21 protein-coding genes and 1 pseudogene are annotated in these 20,712 nt (G+C 66.1%); 14 read left to right on the top strand and 8 right to left on the bottom strand.

All coding sequences use genetic code 11. The features are described 5' to 3' along the window. Nucleotides 1–43 precede the first annotated feature (43 nt). Together QF036_RS15410 and QF036_RS15405 are read left to right on the top strand one after the other, a co-directional pair. Nucleotides 44–328, top strand: coding sequence for a DUF427 domain-containing protein (locus QF036_RS15410; protein WP_307103225.1), 285 nt, complete (start codon nt 44–46; stop codon nt 326–328). A 69-nt stretch (nt 329–397) separates the two neighbouring features. After that, nucleotides 398–1,201 carry a thioesterase family protein gene (locus QF036_RS15405; RefSeq protein WP_307103223.1) on the top strand — a complete coding sequence of 268 codons (804 nt, stop codon included), beginning with the start codon at nt 398–400 and terminating at the stop codon, nt 1,199–1,201. Nucleotides 1,202–1,246: 45 nt separating this feature from the next. Here QF036_RS15405 and QF036_RS15400 read toward each other — a convergent pair whose 3' ends face one another. Beyond that, a complete protein-coding gene (locus QF036_RS15400; protein WP_307103221.1) occupies nt 1,247–1,630 on the bottom strand; it encodes a DUF2177 family protein in 384 nt (127 codons plus the stop codon). A gap of 16 nt (nt 1,631–1,646) precedes the next feature. Here QF036_RS15400 and QF036_RS15395 point away from each other — a divergent pair, with 16 nt between their 5' ends. Beyond that, nucleotides 1,647–2,396 (top strand): lipoate--protein ligase family protein, encoded by a 750-nt coding sequence (locus QF036_RS15395; protein WP_307103219.1) that lies wholly within the window; start codon nt 1,647–1,649, stop codon nt 2,394–2,396. An 81-nt stretch (nt 2,397–2,477) separates the two neighbouring features. Here QF036_RS15395 and QF036_RS15390 read toward each other — a convergent pair whose 3' ends face one another. Beyond that, nucleotides 2,478–2,951, bottom strand: a complete 474-nt coding sequence (locus tag QF036_RS15390) for a VOC family protein (RefSeq protein ID WP_307103217.1) — start codon at nt 2,949–2,951, stop codon at nt 2,478–2,480. A gap of 50 nt (nt 2,952–3,001) precedes the next feature. On the opposite strand from QF036_RS15390, the gene QF036_RS15385 reads away from it, so the two are divergent. Then, nucleotides 3,002–3,253, top strand: a complete 252-nt coding sequence (locus QF036_RS15385) for a hypothetical protein (protein WP_307103215.1) — start codon at nt 3,002–3,004, stop codon at nt 3,251–3,253. A gap of 85 nt (nt 3,254–3,338) precedes the next feature. Here the strand turns inward: QF036_RS15385 and QF036_RS15380 are convergent, their stop codons facing one another. After that, the gene (locus QF036_RS15380) at nt 3,339–3,596 is read right to left on the bottom strand and encodes a mycoredoxin (RefSeq protein ID WP_078028863.1); all 258 of its coding nucleotides are present in this window, start codon (nt 3,594–3,596) and stop codon (nt 3,339–3,341) included. 102 nt (nt 3,597–3,698) lie between these two features. On the opposite strand from QF036_RS15380, the gene QF036_RS15375 reads away from it, so the two are divergent. Next, nucleotides 3,699–4,448 carry an SOS response-associated peptidase gene (locus QF036_RS15375; protein WP_307103213.1) on the top strand — a complete coding sequence of 250 codons (750 nt, stop codon included), beginning with the start codon at nt 3,699–3,701 and terminating at the stop codon, nt 4,446–4,448. 50 nt (nt 4,449–4,498) lie between these two features. Here QF036_RS15375 and QF036_RS15370 read toward each other — a convergent pair whose 3' ends face one another. Continuing rightward, a complete protein-coding gene (locus QF036_RS15370; RefSeq protein ID WP_307103211.1) occupies nt 4,499–4,921 on the bottom strand; it encodes a VOC family protein in 423 nt (140 codons plus the stop codon). A 14-nt stretch (nt 4,922–4,935) separates the two neighbouring features. Here QF036_RS15370 and QF036_RS15365 point away from each other — a divergent pair, with 14 nt between their 5' ends. Next, complete coding sequence (locus QF036_RS15365; RefSeq protein ID WP_102972334.1) at nt 4,936–5,262, top strand: chorismate mutase; 327 nt, start codon at nt 4,936–4,938, stop codon at nt 5,260–5,262. A gap of 98 nt (nt 5,263–5,360) precedes the next feature. On the opposite strand, the gene QF036_RS15360 is transcribed toward QF036_RS15365, so the two are convergent. After that, nucleotides 5,361–5,747 carry a hypothetical protein gene (locus QF036_RS15360; protein ID WP_003800653.1) on the bottom strand — a complete coding sequence of 129 codons (387 nt, stop codon included), beginning with the start codon at nt 5,745–5,747 and terminating at the stop codon, nt 5,361–5,363. 143 nt (nt 5,748–5,890) lie between these two features. On the opposite strand from QF036_RS15360, the gene QF036_RS15355 reads away from it, so the two are divergent. From QF036_RS15355 to pdxS, 6 genes and pseudogenes are all read left to right on the top strand, one after another. After that, complete coding sequence (locus tag QF036_RS15355; protein ID WP_307103209.1) at nt 5,891–6,256, top strand: DUF6504 family protein; 366 nt, start codon at nt 5,891–5,893, stop codon at nt 6,254–6,256. After that, nucleotides 6,253–9,879, top strand: a complete 3,627-nt coding sequence (locus QF036_RS15350) for a DNA polymerase III subunit alpha (protein ID WP_307103208.1) — start codon at nt 6,253–6,255, stop codon at nt 9,877–9,879. The genes QF036_RS15355 and QF036_RS15350 overlap by 4 nt, the downstream gene beginning before the upstream one ends. Nucleotides 9,880–10,072: 193 nt before the next feature. Next, nucleotides 10,073–12,039 (top strand): annotated as a pseudogene (thrS, locus tag QF036_RS15345) (threonine--tRNA ligase). 19 nt (nt 12,040–12,058) lie between these two features. Then, nucleotides 12,059–12,646 carry an HIT family protein gene (locus tag QF036_RS15340; RefSeq protein ID WP_307103206.1) on the top strand — a complete coding sequence of 196 codons (588 nt, stop codon included), beginning with the start codon at nt 12,059–12,061 and terminating at the stop codon, nt 12,644–12,646. After that, nucleotides 12,636–13,256 (top strand): phosphatidylinositol phosphate synthase, encoded by a 621-nt coding sequence (pgsA, locus tag QF036_RS15335; protein WP_307103204.1) that lies wholly within the window; start codon nt 12,636–12,638, stop codon nt 13,254–13,256. The genes QF036_RS15340 and pgsA overlap by 11 nt, the downstream gene beginning before the upstream one ends. 138 nt (nt 13,257–13,394) lie before the next feature. After that, on the top strand, nt 13,395–14,321 hold the full coding sequence (gene pdxS / locus QF036_RS15330; protein WP_306923942.1) for a pyridoxal 5'-phosphate synthase lyase subunit PdxS: 927 nt from the start codon (nt 13,395–13,397) through the stop codon (nt 14,319–14,321). A 107-nt stretch (nt 14,322–14,428) separates the two neighbouring features. Here pdxS and QF036_RS15325 read toward each other — a convergent pair whose 3' ends face one another. Beyond that, nucleotides 14,429–16,441 (bottom strand): M3 family metallopeptidase, encoded by a 2,013-nt coding sequence (locus QF036_RS15325; protein ID WP_307103202.1) that lies wholly within the window; start codon nt 16,439–16,441, stop codon nt 14,429–14,431. Nucleotides 16,442–16,541: 100 nt separating this feature from the next. On the opposite strand from QF036_RS15325, the gene QF036_RS15320 reads away from it, so the two are divergent. Next, a complete protein-coding gene (locus QF036_RS15320) occupies nt 16,542–17,834 on the top strand; it encodes a CapA family protein (RefSeq protein ID WP_307103200.1) in 1,293 nt (430 codons plus the stop codon). A 16-nt stretch (nt 17,835–17,850) separates the two neighbouring features. Here QF036_RS15320 and QF036_RS15315 read toward each other — a convergent pair whose 3' ends face one another. Together QF036_RS15315 and QF036_RS15310 are read right to left on the bottom strand one after the other, a co-directional pair. Continuing rightward, nucleotides 17,851–18,603, bottom strand: a complete 753-nt coding sequence (locus tag QF036_RS15315; protein ID WP_307103198.1) for a type 1 glutamine amidotransferase — start codon at nt 18,601–18,603, stop codon at nt 17,851–17,853. Next, nucleotides 18,600–19,889, bottom strand: coding sequence for a Mur ligase family protein (locus tag QF036_RS15310; RefSeq protein WP_307103196.1), 1,290 nt, complete (start codon nt 19,887–19,889; stop codon nt 18,600–18,602). Before QF036_RS15310 ends, QF036_RS15315 begins: the two co-directional genes overlap by 4 nt. Before the next feature lie 91 nt (nt 19,890–19,980). Between QF036_RS15310 and pdxT the strand changes: the two genes are divergently transcribed. After that, nucleotides 19,981–20,712 carry a pyridoxal 5'-phosphate synthase glutaminase subunit PdxT gene (pdxT, locus tag QF036_RS15305; RefSeq protein ID WP_307103194.1) on the top strand — a complete coding sequence of 244 codons (732 nt, stop codon included), beginning with the start codon at nt 19,981–19,983 and terminating at the stop codon, nt 20,710–20,712.

Genomic DNA, 20,712 nt, shown 5'->3' with positions numbered 1-20,712 from the left:
CGTGTTGGAGGAGTAACGGAACCATCCCTGAGGAGGAAGCACGATGGTCAGAGCGGTCTGGAACGGCGCCGTGATCGCGGAGAGTAACGCCACCGTGAAGGTGGAAGGCAACCACTACTTCCCTAAAGCGTCGGTACGCACGGAATACCTGGAGGACAGCTCCCGTTCCACCTATTGTCCGTGGAAGGGGGAGGCAAGCTACTACAGCCTGCGTGTTGATGGCGCACGGAACGAGAACGCCGCCTGGTACTACGCCGACCCCTCCTCCGAGGCTGCCCGCATCAGGGACCACGTGGCCTTCTGGCACGGGGTCCGGATCGAGGCCTGAGACGGCCCCCTACGCGGGAAGCGATAGAGTGAACCGGGATTAACCGATCACGCTTTGAAGGAGTCGACGTTGACTGCTGAACTCCCGGAACTCGCCGACGGCGACTTCTACTACCAGGACCTGGGCGGCGGCCGCTTCCGCTCCACCATCCACGCCCAGGGGGCCTGGAACGCCCACGAGCAGCACATGGCCCCGGCGTCGGGACTCCTGGCCGACCGGCTGGACCGGCACGAACCCCGGGACGACATGCGGGTGGCCAGGCTCAGCTACGAAATCCTGGGGCTGATCCCCGGCGGTGAATGTGAAATCGTCACCACGACGCTACGCCCGGGACGCACCATCGAGCTGCTGCAGGCTGAACTGGTGGCGGCCGGGCGCGTGGCTATCAGGGCAACAGCCTGGCGCATGATCACCAGCGACACTTCCGCGGTGGCCGACGTCGAGGATGGCCCTATCCCCGGGCCGGAAGAGTGCAAGCCCTATGACGGTGCGAGCGTGTGGCCGGGAGGGTATATCCGTTCCCTGGAAATGCGGGTGGCGGAAGGCCACCGGCCGGGGGCCGGGAAGGTGTGGCTGCGCACGGACCATCCGCTGACGGACGGAAACGACAGCACGGACATGGCACGGCTCATGGGGCTGGTGGACACCGCCAACGGCATTGCCGCGCGGGTGCCGCCGGGCAAGGACAGTTACGCCTTTCCGAACCTGGACCTCCAGATCCACATGTACCGGCGGCCGGAGGGCGAGTGGCTGGGGCTGGACAACGCCGTGTCCTTTGGTGCTGACGGCATCGGCCTCACCTCGACGGTGCTCCATGACCGGTCCGGGCCGTTCGGCCGGGCGGAACAGATCCTCACGCTGCGGAAGAGCTGACCGCGGCCGGGCAGTGACTGCCGCCGGCCGCTGGCTGATGCCGCCCTAGTGGAAGACCAGCCAGCCCACCAGCGTGGCGAGGGCGGTCAGCAGGGCGCCCCACGCCATGTCCACGACAATGAGCTGCAGCGGCCAGGTCTTGAGCGTCGCGGCATTGGTGAGGTCGTACGTTGCGTAGGCGAAGGCGCCCAGCGCCGCCCCGCGGCCGACGGCGGCCAGCCAGGTGCCGCCGTCGAGCGCCGGGTGCAGGGCAAAGAAAACGATGCCGGCAATGTAAATCAAATAGAACGCCACGGCGTACCCTAGATGGGGCCGGTCGGCCAGCAATTCACCGATGTGGCTGCGGTAGAACGGGTTCATGAGCTTAAGCCACACGGCGTCGATCACGGCGAAGGCAGCCGCGACGACCAGAAATTGCAATACGACCATAAGGGAGCTTAGCAACATGCAGCAGGCCGGGGCTGATTCACGGACTCTGACCCTCGTCCGGCAGGAGCAGTCACTTGGCGCAGTCCGGGACCTTGATTTCGGGATCGAACTCCTCGGCAAGGCCAGGGCCGGGGACATCGGACCCACCCTTCGGCTCTACCGGCCCGCACCGACTGTGGCCTTCGGCCAGCGCGACACCCGCCTGCCCGGCTTCGGTGCCGCCGCCCAGGCCTGCCGCGACCTGGGGTTCGAGCCGCTGATCCGCAAGGCGGGAGGCCGCGCCGCCGCCTACCATGAGGGCACCCTGATCATCGACCACGTGGAGCCGGACAGCGATGCGATCGCCGGAGCCAAAGGCCGTTTCGCATTTTTCGGCGAGATGCTGGCGGGGGCGCTCCAAAGCGTCGGTGTGCATGCCGCCGTCGGCGAGATCCCCGGGGAGTACTGCCCGGGTGAATACAGCGTCCATGGCTTTGCACCCGAGGCTCCGGGCCAACGGATCAAGCTGGTGGGCACGGCCCAGCGCGTGGTGTCCGGCGCCTGGTTGTTCAGCTCCGTCGTCGTGGTGGAGAACTCGGCGCCCATCCGGAAGGTGCTCACGGAAAGCTACGCGGCCCTGGGGCTGGACTGGGATCCGGCGACTGCCGGCGCGGTCAACGACCTTGTGCCCGACCTTGACGTGCAGGCCATCGAGGACGCTGTGGTCCGGACCTATGCGGAGTACGCCACGATGGGCCAGGCGGACTTCAGCAGTCTCCGCGCCTAGCTCTGCGCTGTGACACCGGCGCTGCCAAGCGCAGGACTCCGCTGGGGTGCGGCTCACTCGGCGCGTTCTGTTCAGCGGCTGCTACTCGGTGGCCGGGGGGATTTGGCAGATCATGAGGACGTTTCCGTCCGGGTCCCGGAAGTTGAACCACTGGTCATCGTTGACGTCGGTGAGTTCCACGCCCCGGGTTTTCATGAACGCGTGGGCCGCATGGATGTCGGCGGTGTTGAAGTGGAACGCAGGAACCTGGAAAACCGCGCCAGGGGAGTAGGTCCTGCTGTCCAGGACGAGGCCGGCCCCCTCCATGGGGAGTATGTACAGATGGTCCAGCAGGACCTTGTCGTCGGCGGGCACGCCCAGCATGCCGCAATACCAGTCGCGGGCTTCCTCGATATCGCTGACGGGGACGAAGACGGTGCCGATCTGCGGGGAAACTGGATTTACAGCAATCCTTTTGGAACGCGGGAAGGAACTCGAACTGTAACGCGCCGGACTGGCAATCGCCAGAAGCGGCGACGGGTCCGGAATTTTCTTACCCAGGCCTGTCGATTTCAAACGCAGGGGAGAGGACGATTAAGGAACAGCCGCTGAAAAGGAGGTCGGTGATGTGCTATTCATCGCGGGCGGATTTCGGCTGGGACACCCGAAAGGATACCGTCCGAAAGCCTGAGGCGCACCGGGAACCGGTGCCGCCGGAAGCTGCGCCGGGGAACCCGCTGCCTGTGGACCATCCGGAACCCCGGACCCACGCGGACGACACCAGGCTGTGGGCCTTCCTGGCCCGCCGCAAGGAGCCCCGCCACCAGGAAACCCGCGCGCCCAGGCCCATACAGGACCGGATCGGCGAAAAGGTCTGATCCGAGCGCCCTGAAACAGCAAATGGAAACAGTAAGGGCACCGGTCTCCGGTGCCCTTACTGTTGAACGTACTGCGGCGTCAGCCCTAGGCGGCGAGCCTGCTCTTGACCTCTGCTGCAGACGGGTTCGTGGCAGCGGTGCCATCCGGGAAGAGGACGGTGGGGACGGTGCGGTTGCCGCCGTTGATCTGCTCCACGAGCTCGGCCGTGCCGTCGACCTCTTCGATGTTGATCTCGGTGTAGCCGATGCCCTGGGCGTCCAGCTGCTTCTTCAGCCGGTTGCAGTAGCCGCACCAGGTGGTCGAGAACATGGTGATGGTGCCGTCTTCGGGGGTAAAGTCCACGGGCTCTCCTCTGATTGATATGGTCCTGTCGGTTTCCCTCCCCACAACCGTAACCCGGGCACCGGTATTCCCCAGCCTCTGTTGCAGTGGCATGCTGGTGCCATGTGTGGACGTTACGTCATGGCCCGGGCAGTGGGGGACCTGTTGGCCGAATTCGACGCCGAACTTGAGAACGAAACCGAAATCCCGCCGTCGTGGAACGTTGCGCCCACCGACGGCGCGCCCATTGTCCTGGAGCGGCTGATCGACGGCGCCACGGTCCGCCAGCTGCACGTCGCCCGCTGGGGTCTGGTGCCGTCCTGGGCGAAAAGCCCGGGCATAGGAGCGAAGATGATCAATGCCCGAAGCGAGTCGGTCCTTGAGAAGCCGGCGTTCCGCAAGGCGGTGCAGTCGAGGCGGTGCGCGGTGCCGGCGGACGGTTACTACGAGTGGAAGCAGGGCGAGGGCCGCAGCAAGCAGCCCTATTACGTCCACCCCCGGGACGAGTCCGCCATGGCCTTCGCCGGTCTTTACGAGTGGTGGAAGGATCCGTCCCTGCCGCCGGGTGAACCCGGGCAGTGGATGCTGTCGATGTCCATCATGACGGCGGACTCGCCGCCGGCGGGAACTGAAGGCACGGTGTTCGCCGAACTCACAGCGCTCCACGATCGCGTCCCGCTGCCCATGAGCCGCGACACCATGGCGGCCTGGCTTGACCCCCAGGTGGACGACGCCCCCGGCTTGGTGGACCTCGTCCGGTCAGGCGTGAAGGACGTAGCCGCCGGCTGGCGGGTGGATTCCGTGGGCAAGGCGGTGGGCAACGTCCGCAACAACTCCCCGGAGCTCATCGAGCCTGTGGAGGCACTGTTCTGAGCTTGCCTTCTGGATAAGCGGACCGGCCCGAACCAGACCCAAGCCTGCAATCAGACGGTGACCTGGCCGCCGTCGTCCACTGTCCAGGTGGGGTTGAACGCAATCTCCCAGCGGAAGCCGTCCGGATCGGCGAAGTATCCGGTGTAGCCTCCCCAGGGCTGGGTCTTGGGAGGGGCCACGACGGCGGCGCCGGCAGACTCCGCCTGCGCCATCACCTGGTCCACCTGCTCGGCGCTGCCGACGTTGTGGCTGAGCGTAATACAGGGAACGGCGGCGGGAGCGTCGACTGCGGCCTCAGCCTGCATCTGCCCGGCATCCCACAGGGAGAGAATCAGGCCGTGGTTGGCCTGGATGAAGACCACCTCGTCGGAAACCTCCCGGTGGACCGGCCAGCCCAGGCCGTCCACGTAGAAGCGCCGGGAGGCGGCCACGCTGCGCACTCCCAATGAAATAAAATCGACTCTGGGCTGCATGGTTCGATACTGTCATGATCATGCCCACAAATCACGGAGACGAGAAAAACGCCCAGGCTGACCGGGAACAGCTCGCTGCCGTGCGGGTCGCGGTGGATGAGGTGGACGAGCAGATCGTCACGCTGATCGCCCGCCGGGAGCGCCTGATCCGCATCGCGGGAACCCTCAAGGGTGACGACGCCGAAGTCCGTGCGCCGGGGCGCGTGGAGCGGGTCATCGAGCATGTGCGCTCGGCGGCCGAGAAAAAAGAAATAGACCCGGACATCGTGGAAAGCACGTACCGGGCCATGATCTCGAAGTTCATCGAGCTTGAGATGAAAATCCACAACGACAACAGCTGAGCTGTTGTTAGGCGTGCCGGGCTGTTGTTAGGCGCGCCGCGGCGCAGGGCCGGCTGATAGGGCTGGTGCCCGGTGCCGCCTGCGGGGGCGCTGACCCTCTAAAGCTTCTCCTCGACGGGGACGCCGGACTGGAATTCCCGCCCGTCGGCCTCGCTGAACGCGGACATGAGGTGGCTCTTGTCCAGACCCAGTACCGTGCTCATGGGGAAGTTGCCCGTGATGGTGTTGCCCGAGTGCTCAACGCTGCTGAGGTCGAAGTTCTCCTCCGTGCCGTCATGGCTGAAGGAGTAGATCGAGACCGCCTCGCCGTTCATGAACTCGATTCCCAGCCTCCGTTGATGTGAATAATCGGGAGTGGCAGCCACGAGCCCCACAACAAAGGCGCCCGATGCTGGAATGTTGCCGTCGATATCGAACTTGGCCACCAATGTGCTTTCTTTGGCGGCGATGCTTACCTGCTTCAGGAGCGCGTCATTGGAACTCATGGGACCATCCTGCCCTGTGAGCCGCCGTCCGTCCACACCCATCTAGGTTTTGCCTCCGGCCCGGCGTAGACTGGAGTCGTTCGAATACATATTCGAATGACTGCGTATTTTCTGCAGGATGAGATTGGTATCCGGAGGCACCCATGGGAACGTTCAGCGAGTCTGTTGACGTCGTCTGCGCACCTACCGGTGAGCCGGCGGAGCTTCGGTGGGGCGGCAGGGACTACCGGGTCTGCGCTGAACCCCTGCGCTGGTATGAACGCCGCCAGTGGTGGGCCGAAGAACGGCGTGCTCCGCTGGGAAGCGGCCCAGGTCTTGTGGACCATGAGATCTGGCGGGTGCAGGTCCTGCCTGCCGGCAGAAGCAGCCCACCGGAAACTCCGGTTGCAGAACAGACTGAACCTCTAACCCTTGACCTGGTGCGGCATGCCGGCAACGGACGCTGGCGGCTGCTCCGGATCCACGACGCCCTCCGGCCCAAAGACGCACTCCAGCACAAATCAGCATGAGCTTCAGTCATCTTCACGTTTCCACCGCCTTCAGCGCCCACTACGGTGTCTCCTGGCCGGATGAACTCGCCCAGGCAGCGGCTGCCCAGGGGGCAACCGCCCTCGGATGCACGGACCGCGACGGCCTGTACGGCACCGTAAAACACCTCAAGGCATGCATGGCTGCCGGAATTGATCCGGTGGTCGGCGTGGATCTGTCAGTGTTCGACGACGAGGGGGACCACGATCCCGGGATGGCCGGTGCACGGGTTGCCAAAACCCGGTTTTCGGCATCCCGTGTCACCGGGCGGGTCGTTGTCCTCGCGCACGGCCACACCAACGGTGCGGGATACAAGGCGCTGTGCCGGCTGATCTCCGACGCGCATGCCCGTACCACGGGCAAGGCCGGGGGAACGGTGCCCGTTGCTGTCACCAGGGCTGAACTCGCCTCACGCGTCCTGGATCCGGAAACCCTGAAACCGGTGCTCACCGTGCTGTTGGGCCCGGATTCCGACGTCGGCACCGCGCTGGGCGGGCGGCGTTACCTTCGGCCCCGCACCCTTTTCAAGGGCTGGCTGGACGCCATGCCGGCCGGAAGCGTCGCGGCAGAGATCGTCACCCACCTCAGTGCTCCGGGTGAGCCGTTAAGCACCGCCCATGCCGTCCGCATGCTTAAGCTGGCGCAGGAGTATGGCGTGCCGGCCGTGCTCACCAATGCAGTACGGTACTGCGAGGAGGACGGGGCGGCCACCGCCGATGTCCTGGATTCGGCCCGCACCCTGAAGTCGCTTCCCGAACTATCCGCCGCCCCGCTGCTTCAGCCCAACGGGCAGGGCTGGCTGAAAACCCCGGACCAAATGGTGGAACTGGGCAAGGAAGTCATCCATGCAGCCGGTTACGGGTCTGCAGATCTCCAGGTGCTGCTCGCGCAGACCGAGGCGCTCGCGGACCGTTGCCGCATGGATCCGGTGTCGGACATGGGCTGGAAGCAGCCGGTGGTGCCGGAGGCCGCCGTCATCGGCATTGAAGGGGATCCGCTGGCAGAACTGGCCCAGCGCTGCGAGGCCGGAATTGCGCGGCGATTCCCCGGCATCTCCGGGCAGGCGGAAGCGGACATGCGTGCACGGCTGCAGCATGAGCTGAAGATCATTGCCCGCCTCGGCTTTGCCTCCTACTTCCTCACCGTGGCCGAAGTTTCCCGCATGATCCTGGACATGGGTGTGAGGGCGGCAGCCCGGGGATCGGGGGCTTCCAGCCTGGTGAACTACCTGATCGACATCAGCCAGGTGAACCCTCTCCAGCACGACCTGATCTTCGAACGGTTCCTCTCCGGTGACCGGTCAACGCTGCCTGACATCGACATCGATGTTGAAAGTGCTGAGCGGCACAACGTCTACCGGAAGATCTTTGACCGGTTCGGATCCCAGCGCGTCACGCTGATGAGCATGCAGAACGGCTACCGCGCTCGCGGTGCGGTGCGGGACGCCGGCATGGCTTTGGGGATGGACGACGGCGATGTCGGCGAAATCGCCAAGCAGCTGTGGCGCTTTTCGGCACGGAAGTTCCGGGAGGCACTGGAGGAAAAGCCGGAACTTCGCGAGTTCGCCGGACGGGTGGAACAGCGGAACTTCTCTGAGAACCAGCAGCTGGACCTGCTGGTGGACCTCACCGAACGGCTGGACCGGCTTCCCCGCCACATCTCCATGCACCCCTGCGGGGTGATCCTCGGTGATGCCACCCTGCTGGACCGGACCCCCGTCCAGCCCAGCGGCCTTGGGCTGGCCATGAGCCAGTTCGACAAACACGACATGGACCCTATGGGCATGCTCAAGCTGGATGTCCTGGGAGTCAGGATGCAAAGCGCCATGGCCTTTGCGGTGCGGGAGATCATCCGCATCCATCCATCCAAGGCTGAAGTGGTGGCAGCCGGAGCCCATCCCGTGGCAGCAGACGGCAGCGGTCCGGACTACATTGCCGAGGACGGCCTGATCGACCTCAATGCCGTGCCCCTGGAGGATGAGCCGACGTATGAGCTGATCAGAAGCACCCACACACTGGGGTGCTTCCAGATCGAATCACCGGGCCAGCGGGAGCTGGTGGGCAAGATGGCCCCGCGAGAATTCAACGACCTCATCATCGACATCTCACTGTTCCGCCCGGGGCCCATGAAATCGGACATGGTCAGGCCCTTCCTGGAACACAGGCACGGCTTCGCGCCAGAGACCTATCCGCACCCGGACCTGAAGCCCGTACTTCAGGAAACCCACGGGGTGACGGTCTTCCATGAGCAGATCCTGCGGACCTTTGACGTGATGACCGGCTGCGGGCTGGCAAAAGCCGACGAGTTCCGCCGGGCGTTGAGCAACGACGTCATGGAAGGGCAGGTTGAGGAGTTTTTCCGCCGCGAGGCCAAAGCCAGGGGATATCAGCCGGACGTCGTGGACAAAGTGTGGGGCACCCTGAAATCGTTCGCCAGTTTCGGGTTCTGCAAAGCCCACGGCGCCGCCTTTGCCGTGCCCACCTACCAGTCGGCCTGGCTGAAGGCCCACCATCCGGAAGCCTTCCTCGCCGGCCTGTGGGAACACGATCCCGGGATGTACCCCAAACGCCTCCTTGTGGCCGAAGCACGTCGCATGGGCATCCCCATTCTTCCGCTGGACATCAACCGCAGCGGCGCGGAGTACCGGGTGGAGCGCGTCGCGGAAGGCCCGGACCGGGGGAAGCTGGGCATCCGGCTGAGCCTCAACGGCATCTTCGGGCTGTCCGGTTCTGAACTGAAGCGGATCGTTGCAGGCCAGCCCTATGACTCGCTGGCGGATCTGAGGGCACGCTCCAGGCTGAGCAAGCCCAGCATCAAGCGGCTCGCGCAACTGGGTGCCTTTGACACCCTGCACCGGGAATCCGGCGGGACAGCCAACCGGGCAGACCTGGTCCACCACCTGCAGAGCCTGCAGACCAAGCCGGCAAAGAAAGGCGCCGATGTCATTGAGGGGCAGCTCGCGTTGCCGCTTGGGGATGTCGAATTGCGGAACGTTAAGGCCGGGCTTCCGGAGCCCACCATGGTGGAGAACGTCCGGGCGGAACTTGACCTGATGGCTGTGGATGTCAGTGAACACCTGATGTCCAGCCACCGGCCGCTCCTGGACCGGCTTGGCGTCACCACCGCGGACAAACTGCTGGGGCTGCGCAACGGCACGGAGGTCCTGGTTGCCGGGGTCCGCATCGCCACCCAGACCCCGCCCATGCGCGGCGGCAGGCGGGTGGTCTTCATCAGCATCGATGACGGCACCGGATGCGTGGATTCCGTGTTCTTCCACGAGGCGCAGGAGCACGCCGGCCCGCTGCTGTTCGGCACCCGGCTGCTGCTTATCCGGGGAACCACCCGGCGGACCGGTCCGCGCGGCATCAGCCTCAGCGCCAGCATGGCCTGGGACCTCAGCCGGGTGGACACCCTGCCGTTCCCTGAGCGGGGGACCGCCGAACGGGGGAACGCTGACCCGGGCAACGGCGAGGCGGGAAACCTTGGGCCAGGGAACGGCGAATTAGCGACCCGCGAACCAGGAAGCATCGACCAGGAGTTCAGGCAGCCGGGACCGCTGGAAGGCATCAGCAGGAACCTGGCCATCACCGGCCTGGGAAGCTGACCCGTCCCATCTCTTTTCCAATTGTTCCGGCTGGGCGCCGCCGTGGCGCTTTGGCTCGCCTCTTCCGCAACAGATAACATTGACGAGGCTGGCTGTGGTCCCCGTACGCCACAAGCTACGAAGCCTGAACTTTGAATAGGAGACACCCGTGTCAGATGCCCAGCAGATCACCCTCATCGTCGATGGCGAAGAAATGAAGGTGACTACCGGGACCACCGGCGCGGAACTCTTCTTTGAGCGCCGCGACGTCGTTGTGGCCCGTGTCGACGGCGTGCTCAAGGACCTGGACCAGCCCCTTCCCGAGGGCGCCCGAGGTAGAAGGCGTCACCATTGATTCCCCCGACGGTCTCAATGTGCTGCGCCACTCCACCGCCCACGTCATGGCCCAGGCCGTGCAGCAGTTGCGCCCGGACGCCAAGCTTGGCATCGGTCCGTACATCGCGGACGGGTTCTACTTCGACTTCGACGTCGCCGAGCCCTTCACCCCTGAAGACCTGAAGACCCTGGAAAAGATGATGCTCAAGATCATCAACCAGAATCAGAAGTTCGTCCGCCGCGTGGTCTCGGAGGACGAGGCCCGCGAGGCCATGAAGAACGAGCCCTACAAGCTCGAACTGCTGGGCAAGAAGAATGACGCCGCGGACGCCGGCGAAGGCGTCAACGTCGAAGTCGGCGCCGGTGACATCACCATCTACGACAACGTCGACCGCAAGAGCGGGGACAGCGTCTGGTGCGACCTGTGCCGCGGCCCTCACCTGCCCAACACCAAGCTCATCTCCAACGCCTTTGCCCTGACCCGGTCGTCGGCCGCGTACTGGCTGGGCAACCAGAACAACCAGCAGCTGCAGCGCATCTACGGCACCGCGTGGCCCACCAAGGATGCCCTGAAGGCGTACCAGGAACGCATCGCCGAGGCCGAGCGCCGCGACCACCGGAAGCTTGGCGCCGAGCTGGACCTGTTCTCCTTCCCGGACGAGCTGGGATCGGGCCTGCCCGTCTTCCACCCCAAGGGCGGCATCATCCGCAAGGCCATGGAGGACTACTCCCGGCAGCGCCACGTGGACGCCGGCTACGAGTTCGTCTACACCCCGCACATCACCAAGGGGCACCTGTACGAGGTCTCGGGCCACCTTGACTGGTACAAGGACGGCATGTTCCCTGCGATGCACATCGACGCGGAGCACAACGAGGACGGCACCGTGCGCAAGCCCGGCCAGGACTACTACCTGAAGCCGATGAACTGCCCCATGCACAACCTCATCTTCCGCTCCCGCGGCCGGTCCTACCGCGAACTGCCGCTGCGGCTCTTCGAATTCGGCTCGGTCTACCGCTACGAAAAGTCCGGTGTGGTTCACGGACTGACCCGCGTGCGGGGCATGACACAGGACGACGCGCACATCTACTGCACCCGCGAGCAGATGAAGGACGAGCTCACCACCACGCTGAACTTCGTGCTCGGCCTGCTCAAGGACTACGGCCTGGACGACTTCTACCTCGAGCTGTCCACCAAGAACGAGGACAAGTTCGTCGGCGACGACGCCACCTGGGAGGAAGCCACCCGCACCCTGGCCGAAGTTGCCGAGGCTTCCGGGCTGGAGCTCGTTCCGGACCCGGGCGGAGCTGCGTTCTACGGGCCCAAGATCTCGGTCCAGGCGAAGGATGCCCTGGGTCGGACCTGGCAGATGTCCACGATCCAGCTCGACTTCAACCTGCCTGAGCGCTTCGAACTCGAGTTCCAGGCCGCCGACGGCACCCGCCAGCGTCCCGTCATGATCCACCGGGCCCTGTTTGGATCGGTGGAGCGGTTCATTGGGCGTCCTCACCGAGCACTATGCCGGCGCCTTCCCGGCCTGGCTCGCTCCCGTGCAGGTGGTGGGCATCCCCGTCGCGGAGGCCTTCAACGACTACATGTTCGACGTCGTGGACAAGCTCAAGGCTGCCGGCATCCGCGCCGAGGTGGACATCTCCTCGGACCGTTTCCCGAAGAAGATCCGCACGGCCAGCAAGGACAAGATCCCGTTCGTGCTGATTGCCGGCGGTGAGGACGCGGAGGCGGGCGCAGTCTCATTCCGGTTCCGGGACGGCAGCCAGGACAACGGCGTGCCCGTGGCCGAGGCTGTCCAGCGGATCGTGGACGCCGTCCGCAACCGGACCAGCTAGCCGCGGCGGAGGGGAACACGTGCAGGACAACACAGAGTCGGGCTATTCGGGCGACGCGGAAGTGACGGACGATTTTGGCCTCGCCGGAGTTCCGGATGCCTTCCAGCGGCTGTGGACTCCGCACCGCATGGCCTACATCAAGGGCGGCCAGCACCAGTTCAAGAACGCGGACGACTGCCCGTTCTGCATCGCGCCGGCGCGCACCGATGAGGAGTCGCTCATCGTGTACCGGGGGCGGACGAGCTACGTGGTGCTCAACCTGTTCCCCTACAACCCCGGCCACCTGCTGGTGTGCCCGTACCGCCACGTCCCCGATTACACGGACCTAACGGTGGAGGAAACCGCCGAATTCGCCGACCTGACGCAGACCGCCATGCGCGTGCTGCGGAAGGTGGCGAATCCCGGCGGCTTCAACCTGGGCATGAACCAGGGTGTCGTGGGCGGGGCCGGCATCGCGGGCCACCTGCATCAGCACATCGTTCCGCGCTGGGGCGGGGACGGAAACTTCTTCCCGATCATCGCCCAGACCAAGGCGATCACCCAGACGCTCGACGAGGTCCGCCAGCAGGTTGCCGACGCCTGGCCCGGGGAGACGCATGCTGAATAGGCATGCCCGCGGGTTCTTCACCGCGCTGTTTACCCCGCTTGCACGCTGGCTGCTGAAAATTGGCGTTTCGCCGGATGCCATCACCATTGTCGGAACTGCCGGCGTGGTGGTGGGGGCCCTGGTGTTCTATCCGCTGGGCCAGCTGTTCTGGGGAACCGTCTTCATCACGGCGTTCATCTTCTCCGATGTCATCGACGGCATCATGGCCCGGATGCAGAACCTCGGCGGCCGCTGGGGCAACTTCCTGGACTCCAGCCTTGACCGGTTGGCTGACGGTGCCCTCTTTGCCGGCCTTGCCATCTGGTTTTTCACCGGCGGTGCGGATGCCCCCATAGCCATTGCCGCCGTCGTCTGCCTGGTTCTTGGCATGGTGGTCTCCTATGTCCGGGCGAAGGCTGAATCCCTCGGCTTCCAGGCGAACGTGGGCATTGCCGAGCGTGCTGAACGGCTGGTTTCCGTCCTGGTGATCACCGGCCTGACCGGTGTTGGGCTGCCGCCCGTGGTGCTGCTGGCGACTCTGGTGCTGCTGGCCGCGGCGAGCCTCGTCACGGTGGTCCAGCGCGTCCTGGCCGTGCGCGTCCAGTCGCTGGAAGACTCCGAACAAAGCTGATTAAGCCGGGCTGCCGCGGTGGGACTAGTATTAGGACTGCCCGGTCAATGGATCCGGTAATCCGGTGTGTGCAAAAACGGCATGTCCTTGCCGCCTGCACTGCCGGCGAAGGTCATCTAGCTACCCATAGGGGTTTTTGTGTCTACACCTGATGTAAGCAACGAAGCCGGCTCGTCCGCCAACAGCGTGACGGGCAGCAACCGCGTCAAGCGCGGCATGGCAGAGATGCTCAAGGGCGGCGTCATCATGGACGTCGTCAACGTCGAGCAGGCCCGCATCGCCGAAGATGCCGGTGCCGTTGCCGTTATGGCGCTCGAGCGCGTCCCGGCCGACATCCGCGCCCAGGGCGGCGTGTCCCGCATGTCCGATCCGGACATGATCGACCAGATCATCGACGCCGTGTCCATCCCGGTGATGGCCAAGGCCCGGATCGGGCACTTCGTCGAGGCCCAGATCCTGCAGTCCCTCGGTGTCGACTACATCGACGAGTCCGAGGTCCTGACCCCGGCCGACTACACCAACCACATCGACAAGTGGAACTTCACCGTTCCCTTCGTCTGCGGTGCCACCAACCTCGGTGAGGCGCTGCGCCGCATCAACGAGGGCGCGGCCATGATCCGCTCCAAGGGCGAGGCCGGCACCGGGGACGTCTCCAACGCCACCACGCACATGCGCCAGATCCGTGCCGAGATCAAGAAGCTTGCCTCGCTGCCCGAGGACGAGCTGTATGTCGCGGCCAAGGAACTGCAGGCCCCGTACGAACTGGTCAAGGAAATTGCCGCCACCGGCAAGCTCCCGGTGGTGCTGTTCACCGCCGGCGGCATCGCCACCCCGGCTGACGCCGCGATGATGATGCAGCTCGGCGCCGACGGCGTGTTCGTGGGCTCCGGTATCTTCAAGTCCGGCAACCCGGCCCAGCGTGCGGCCGCCGTCGTGAAGGCCACCACCTTCTTCGATGACCCGGACGTTATTGCCAAGGCCTCCCGCGGCCTGGGCGAGGCCATGGTCGGCATCAACGTGGACGAGATCCCGCAGCCGCACCGCCTCGCCGAGCGCGGCTGGTAGCGTTCGCCTCTCGTGGCGCGCCGAACGGCGCGATCCGCATTAGTCCGATGGCGGCGAGTCACCTTTGCTGGGTGGCTCGCCGCCGTCGTTTGCTTTTAGCAGAGGGGTTACTCCAGGCCGCGGCGCTTGAGCAGGGGCTCCAGTGCGGCGTCGCGTCCGCGCAGCATGCGGAACGACTCGAGCGGATCCCGGCTGTTGCCGCGGGAGAGGAGTTCGGCGCGGAAGCGGTCGCCGTTGGCCCGGCTCAGCCCGCCGTTCTCGGTGAACCAATCCACGGTCTCGGCGTCCAGCACCTCGCTCCAGATGTAGGAATAGTAGCCCGCAGCGTAGCCGTCGCCGGCGAAGATGTGCTGGAAGTAGCCCGTCCGGTACCGCGGGGGAATGAGCGGATGTGCCACTCCCGCGGCCGCCAGTGCTTTCGCCTCGAACTCGAGGGCGTCCTCCGGAACGCCGTCGGCTTCCAGGACATGCCAGGCAAGGTCCAGCAGTGCAGCGCCGAGGTACTCTGCGGTGGCAAACCCCTCACCCCAGAGGCGGGACTCGTTGAGCCGGTCGACGACGTCCTGGGCCAGAGGCTCCCCGGTGGCGTGGTGGCGGGCGTAGTTGGACAGCACCTCCGGCCACATGATCCACATCTCGTTGACTTGGGACGGGTACTCCACGAAGTCCCGCGGCACCGACGTGCCCGAGAACCGCGGATAGGTGACATTGGAAAACAGCCCGTGCAGGGCGTGGCCGAACTCGTGGAACGCGGTGCGCACCTCATCGAGCGTGAGCAGCGTGGGCTCACCCGCGGGCGGCTTGGAGATGTTCAGGTTGTTGATGACCACCGGCTTGGTGCCCAGGAGGGCCGACTGGTCCACGAGCGAGTTCATCCACGCGCCGCCCCGCTTGGTTTCGCGGGTGTAGTAGTCACCCAGGAACAGTCCCAGGCCTGTTCCGTCTGCGTCCCGGACCTCCCAGATCCGGACGTCCTCGTGGTAGCCGGCGAGGTCCTTGCGCTCATGGAAAGTGATGCCGAAGAGCGAGGTGGCGGCGAAGAACACGCCGTCCGCCAGTACCCGGTCCAGCTCGAAGTACGGCCTGAGCGCCTGCTCGTCCACGGTGTAGCGTTCCCGCCGCACCTTGGCGGAGTAGTAGGCCCAGTCCCAGGCCTCCAGCGGGTGGCCGGCGCTCTCGGCCAGGGCGGCCGCCTCCGCGTCCGCGTTCCGGACGGCCGCGGGCGCCAGCCGGTTCAGCATGGTCCGCACAGCGCCGAAGTCCGGGGCCGTCTGCCGGTCCACCACCAGCTCGGCATAGTTGGCGAAGCCCAGCAGCGCGGCCTTTTCGGCGCGGAGCCGGACCATGGACTTCACGAGGTCCAGGACGTCGAGGTCTCCGCCGGAGCTGCCGCGGGCCACGGACGCCTCGAAGAGCCGCCGGCGCACGTCCCTGTTGTCCAGTGACGCCAGGGCGGGCTGGTTGCTGGGCTGGATGAGCGTCAGGAGGAACTTGCCCTCATGTCCGGCAACGCGGGCCGCTTCCGCGGCGCTGGCGATCTCGTCCCCGGGAAGGCCGGCGAGGTCCTCGACGCTGTCGAGCAGCAGGGCGGCGGACTTCATCGCTTCCTTGACGCGCTGGCCGAATTCCGTGCCCAGCCGGGACAGCTCGGCGTTCAGGGAACGGAGCCGGTCCTGGCCGGCGTCGTCCAGCTGAATGCCTGACTGGCGGAACTCCTTGAGGTACTCCTCGACAAGCCTGGCCGATTCGGCGTCCAGGCCCCCGGTGTCCACGGCGTCGAACCGCTCGTAGAGCGCCCGGTTAAGATAGACGGCGTCCTGATGGGCGGCGAAGCGGGGCGACAGTTCGGTTTCCAGCTTCCTGATTGCCTCGGAGGCGTCGGCGGAGACCAGCGTGAAGAACGAGGCGGCGGCGCGGTCCAGCAGTCGGCCGGACCTTTCCATGGCCAGTGCGGTGTTCTCGAACGTGGCCGGCTCAGGGGTGTCCACGATGGCCTGGATCTCGGCCAGGTGTTCGGCGAGCCCGGCGTCAACCGCCTCGGCGTAGTGGGCGTCCTCGATGTCGGCAAACGGCGGCAGTCCGAAGGGCAGGGCGCTGGGGGAAAGGAGGGGATTGGTCATGAAGCAACCCTTTCATGCAGCTCTGCGGCGCACAATGTTTCGGCGGGTTTCTGCGGACCGGTTGCCCGCCGTCGGCATGCCCCGGACTTAGGCTGGGGTCATGGGGAACAAGAACGTGTCTGGCCGTGTGCAACAGGTGGCCGCCGCCGCACTGCTGATGCTGGCGCTGGCGTCCTGCGGCGTGATCGCCGAGCAGGCCCAGCCACAATCCGGCGGCCAGCCCTCGAGTGCGGCCAGCCAGCCCTCCGCCCCGGCAGCGCAGCCGGGCGCCGGTGACACTGCAGCCCCAACGCCGACGGCGGCCTCCACCCCGGGCGCCGAAACGACGCCCACGCCGGGTGCCGGCCCCGCATGCAAGGCGGTCCGCTGCACGTCCGTCCTGGTCACCGGTGACATGCTGGTCCACACCCAGCTGTGGCAGCAGGCCCACGAGGACGCCGTGGCCGGCGGCGTCAAGGGACTCGACTTCGGTCCGCTACTGGAAGGCCAGCGGCGCTACATCGAACAGAGCGACCTCGCCATTTGCCACCAGGAAACGCCGGTGGCCCTGCCCGGTGGCCCCTTCTCCGCGTATCCTTCCTTCAACGTCCCGCCGCAGATCGCCGCTGCCGCCAAGGCGGTCGGCTACCGGGCCTGCACCACGGCCAGCAACCACACCGTCGACCAGGGCACCGAGGGCCTCGCCAGAACACTGGATGTGCTGGATGCCGCAGGGCTGGAGCACACCGGCTCCTACCGGACGCAGGCCGAGTCCCGGGGCATCCTTATCCTGCAGACGGACACCGCCCGGATTGCGGTCATTGCAGGCACCTACGGACTCAACGGGCAGGTCCCGGAACAGCCGTGGCAGGTGGACATGCTCGACGCCCCCGCCATGATCGCCAAAGCCAAGGAGGCCAGGGAGCAGGGCGCGGACATCGTGCTGGGCGCCATGCACGCGGGGGACGAGTATTCCAGCGCGCCCAACGCCCAGCAGCTGGAGGTGGCGCACGCGCTGGCGGACAGCGGGCAGTTCACCATGATCTACGGGCACCACACGCACTCGGTCCTCCCCGTGGAAAAGTACAAGGGGACCTGGATCGCCTACGGGCTGGGCAACGGCGTGACAGAACTGTCGCCGACGTACGTCGTCAACAACGAGGGCCTGCTGCTCCGGGCACAGTTCAGCCAGGACAGTGCCGGCAAGTGGACCGCAGCCGACGTCGCCTGGGCGCCGTCAGTCATCGTCAGCGGCCCCTACCGCTGGTGCTCCGTGGCCGCGGACGCCCCGCAGGGCGTCTGCGCCAGTCCCGCAGCGGACGCCGACACCCGGCTGCGGACCAAACAGGTGGTGGAGGCCATGGGTGCGGCGCAGGCCGGAGCCCACGAGCTGCTGGTCACCAAGGAGCGGTGATCTGGTCCGTTTGCTGCTAGCGCGGCCGACGGGCCGCGTGCTCGCGGGCCAGGACGGCGTAGCGGTCGTCCGGTTCGCCGGGAGTGAAGGTTCCGTACTTGCGTTCGACGGCGGTCCGGATCAGGAAGTCGGCGATGGCCGGGTTCTTGGGGAGCAGGGAACCGTGCAGGTAGCTGGCCACGATATTGCGGTACCGGGCGCCCTCCTGGCCGTCCCTGCTGTTGTTGCCGGTGCCCTTCGCCACCGTCCCCAGAGGTTCGACGCCGGGACCCAGGGTGGTCTGGCCGCTGTGGTTTTCGTATCCCAGGACCTCGCCGAATTCGGGGGTGGTGACCTTGACGTTGCCGATCAGCCGCTCATCCGTGCCGTGGGTCTCCACGTCCAGAACTCCGATGCCGGGAATGACCGGGCCCGAGCGGGTCTTGAAGAAGCGGCCGAAGAGCTGGTACATGCCGCAGATCAGGAGCATGGGCGTGCCGTCCTCGGCCATCCCCTTGAGGAGGCCGGCCCGCGACTGGAGGTCGTCCTGGATGACAAGCTGGCCGCTGTCCTGGCCGCCGCCGCCCAGGATGATGTCCACCCCCTCGGGGAACTCGTCGCCCACGTCGTACTCAAGCAGTTCCGGGGTGTACCCGTGCCACTTCAGGCGCTGCCGCAACACCAGGGCATTGCCCCAGTCGCCATAGATGTTCATCTCCCGCGGGTACAGCTGCACGACCCGGATGGTGCCCTTTGACGCGGTGGTGCCGGCGGCTGAATCGGGGGTCAAGAGACCACCTCCACTGTAGTGATTTTGGACAGCTCACGGCGGATGGCGAGCATCGCGGTGTAGGTGCAGAAGACCCGCTTCGGCTGGCCCTTGCCCTTGCGGATGAAGTCGGCCAGGGAGGCCGGGATGTCAGTGCCAACCGCCCCGACCTGCACTTCGTCGTACTGCAGGCGCAGGGCCATGTCATACGCCCGGGAGCCGGTGACCTGGTCCACGCCTTCCGCGCGCAGCGAGTCAAAATCAACGTCCCACAGCCAGGACATGTCGCGGCCGTCAGCGTAGTTGTCGTTGATGGCAATCATGGTGGCGTAGCCGCCCGAGGGGAACGACTTGAGGCCAAGCCGGAAGCCGCTCGGGTTCTTGACCAGGACCAGATCCAGCGGGAGCCCGTCCACCGTGAGGCTTTCGCCGCGCCCGAACGCCGGGGCCACCTCGGACAGGGCCTTCAGCAGGGTGCTGTGGTCCGCCGTGGCGGCGCCGCTGCCGCAGATGCTGCGGGCCAGGGCCAGCGCAGCAGCGGCGTTGAAGATGTTGTAGACGCCGCGGAGCTTCATCCCGGTGGTGACAGTGACGCCGTCGTACTCAAAATCGGCGTCATCGGCACCCACACGGCGGAGGACGACGTCGGCCTGCGGCCGTTCCGGCACCGCAGGCACGGGGCTGCCCGGTCCGGCACGGAGTTCATCGTCGCTGGGGAAGGTGCCCAGCAGGGAGTCGTCCAGGCCAAAGTAGAGGACCTCGGGACCATGCAGCGTGTCGGCGATCCGCGCCACCCGCGGGTCCTCGCGGTTAAGCACCACAGTCCCCGTGGTCTTGGAGGCGATGTGCTGGAGGAGCTGGGCGGTCTTGTCGATCTCACCGAAACGGTCCAGCTGGTCGCGGAGGACGTTCAGCAGCAGGCTGTAGCGCGGCGGGACACGGTTGACGAAGTGCACGGCGTGGGCCTCGTCCAGTTCCAGCACGGCGATATCGGCGTCGAGCCGTCCGCGCCAGTCGACGTCGCCGAGCAGTGCGGCGGCGACGCCCCGGGTGAAGTTGCTTCCGGTGCGGTTGGTGAACACCTTCAGGCCCTGGCTTTCCAGCAGTTCCACCACCATCTTGGTGGTGGTGGTTTTGCCGTTGGTGCCGCTGACTACGGCGACGCCGTGGGGGAGGGTGGACAGGGTCCGCTGCATGAAGCCGGGGTCGATTTTTTCGACCACCAGGCCGGGTAGTGCAGAGCCTCCGCCCCTGAGCCGGGAAACCCGGCGAACGAATTTGCCGAGCGGAACGCTGAGGGAAAACATGCTCTGTAATATATCCCAGCAACGCCATGCAATGTGGCGGACGTCCGACGGCGGGAGCGGCTGCCCGCCGTCGGGACACTATGCTGTTTAGATGACCAATTCCCTTTCCAGCGCCCTTCCGCGCCCCGCCGGCGTGCCCCAAAAGCCCGGCACAGGGCTGCGCATCGGCGTTCTGGCGCTGCAGGGCGACTTCCGTGAGCACCTCCGGGCAGTCGAGACGGCGGGCGCTGCAGGTGTGGGTGTCCGCCGCCCCGCCGAGCTCGACGGACTCGACGGACTCATCATCCCCGGCGGCGAGTCGACGGCCATCGACAAGCTTGCGCGCGCCTTCGACCTTGCCGGGCCGCTGCGGCAGCGGATCGCCGACGGCCTCCCGGTGTACGGCTCGTGCGCGGGCATGATCCTGCTGGCGCACGACATCGCCGACCCCGCCGCAGACCTCGCCGGCAACCCCCAGCAGACCTTCGGCGGCCTGGACATCACGGTGCGCCGCAACGCATTCGGCCGGCAGCGTGAGTCCTTCGAGACCGACCTCGACTTCAAGGGCCTGGAGTTCAGCGCCACCGAACACGGCGTGGCGCCGGTTCACGCGGTGTTCATCCGCGGCCCCTGGGTTGAGCGCGTCGGGCCCGGCGTCGAGGTCCTGGCGCAGGTGGAACCTGCCGACCAGGAGCACGCCTCCCACGCGGCCGATCTGCAGGGGACAGCTAGAATTGTTGCAGTGCGTTCCGGCCAGCTGCTGGCCACCTCCTTCCATCCGGAAGTGACAGGGGAGAAGCGCGTGCATGAACTTTTTATCCGCATGATCAGAGGAGAAGCGTAA

The organism is Arthrobacter globiformis, assembly GCF_030817195.1.
Classification (GTDB): domain Bacteria; phylum Actinomycetota; class Actinomycetes; order Actinomycetales; family Micrococcaceae; genus Arthrobacter; species Arthrobacter globiformis_D.
Note: the sequence above shows the minus strand (reverse complement) of the source record. Positions and strands in the feature narration are given on the sequence as shown.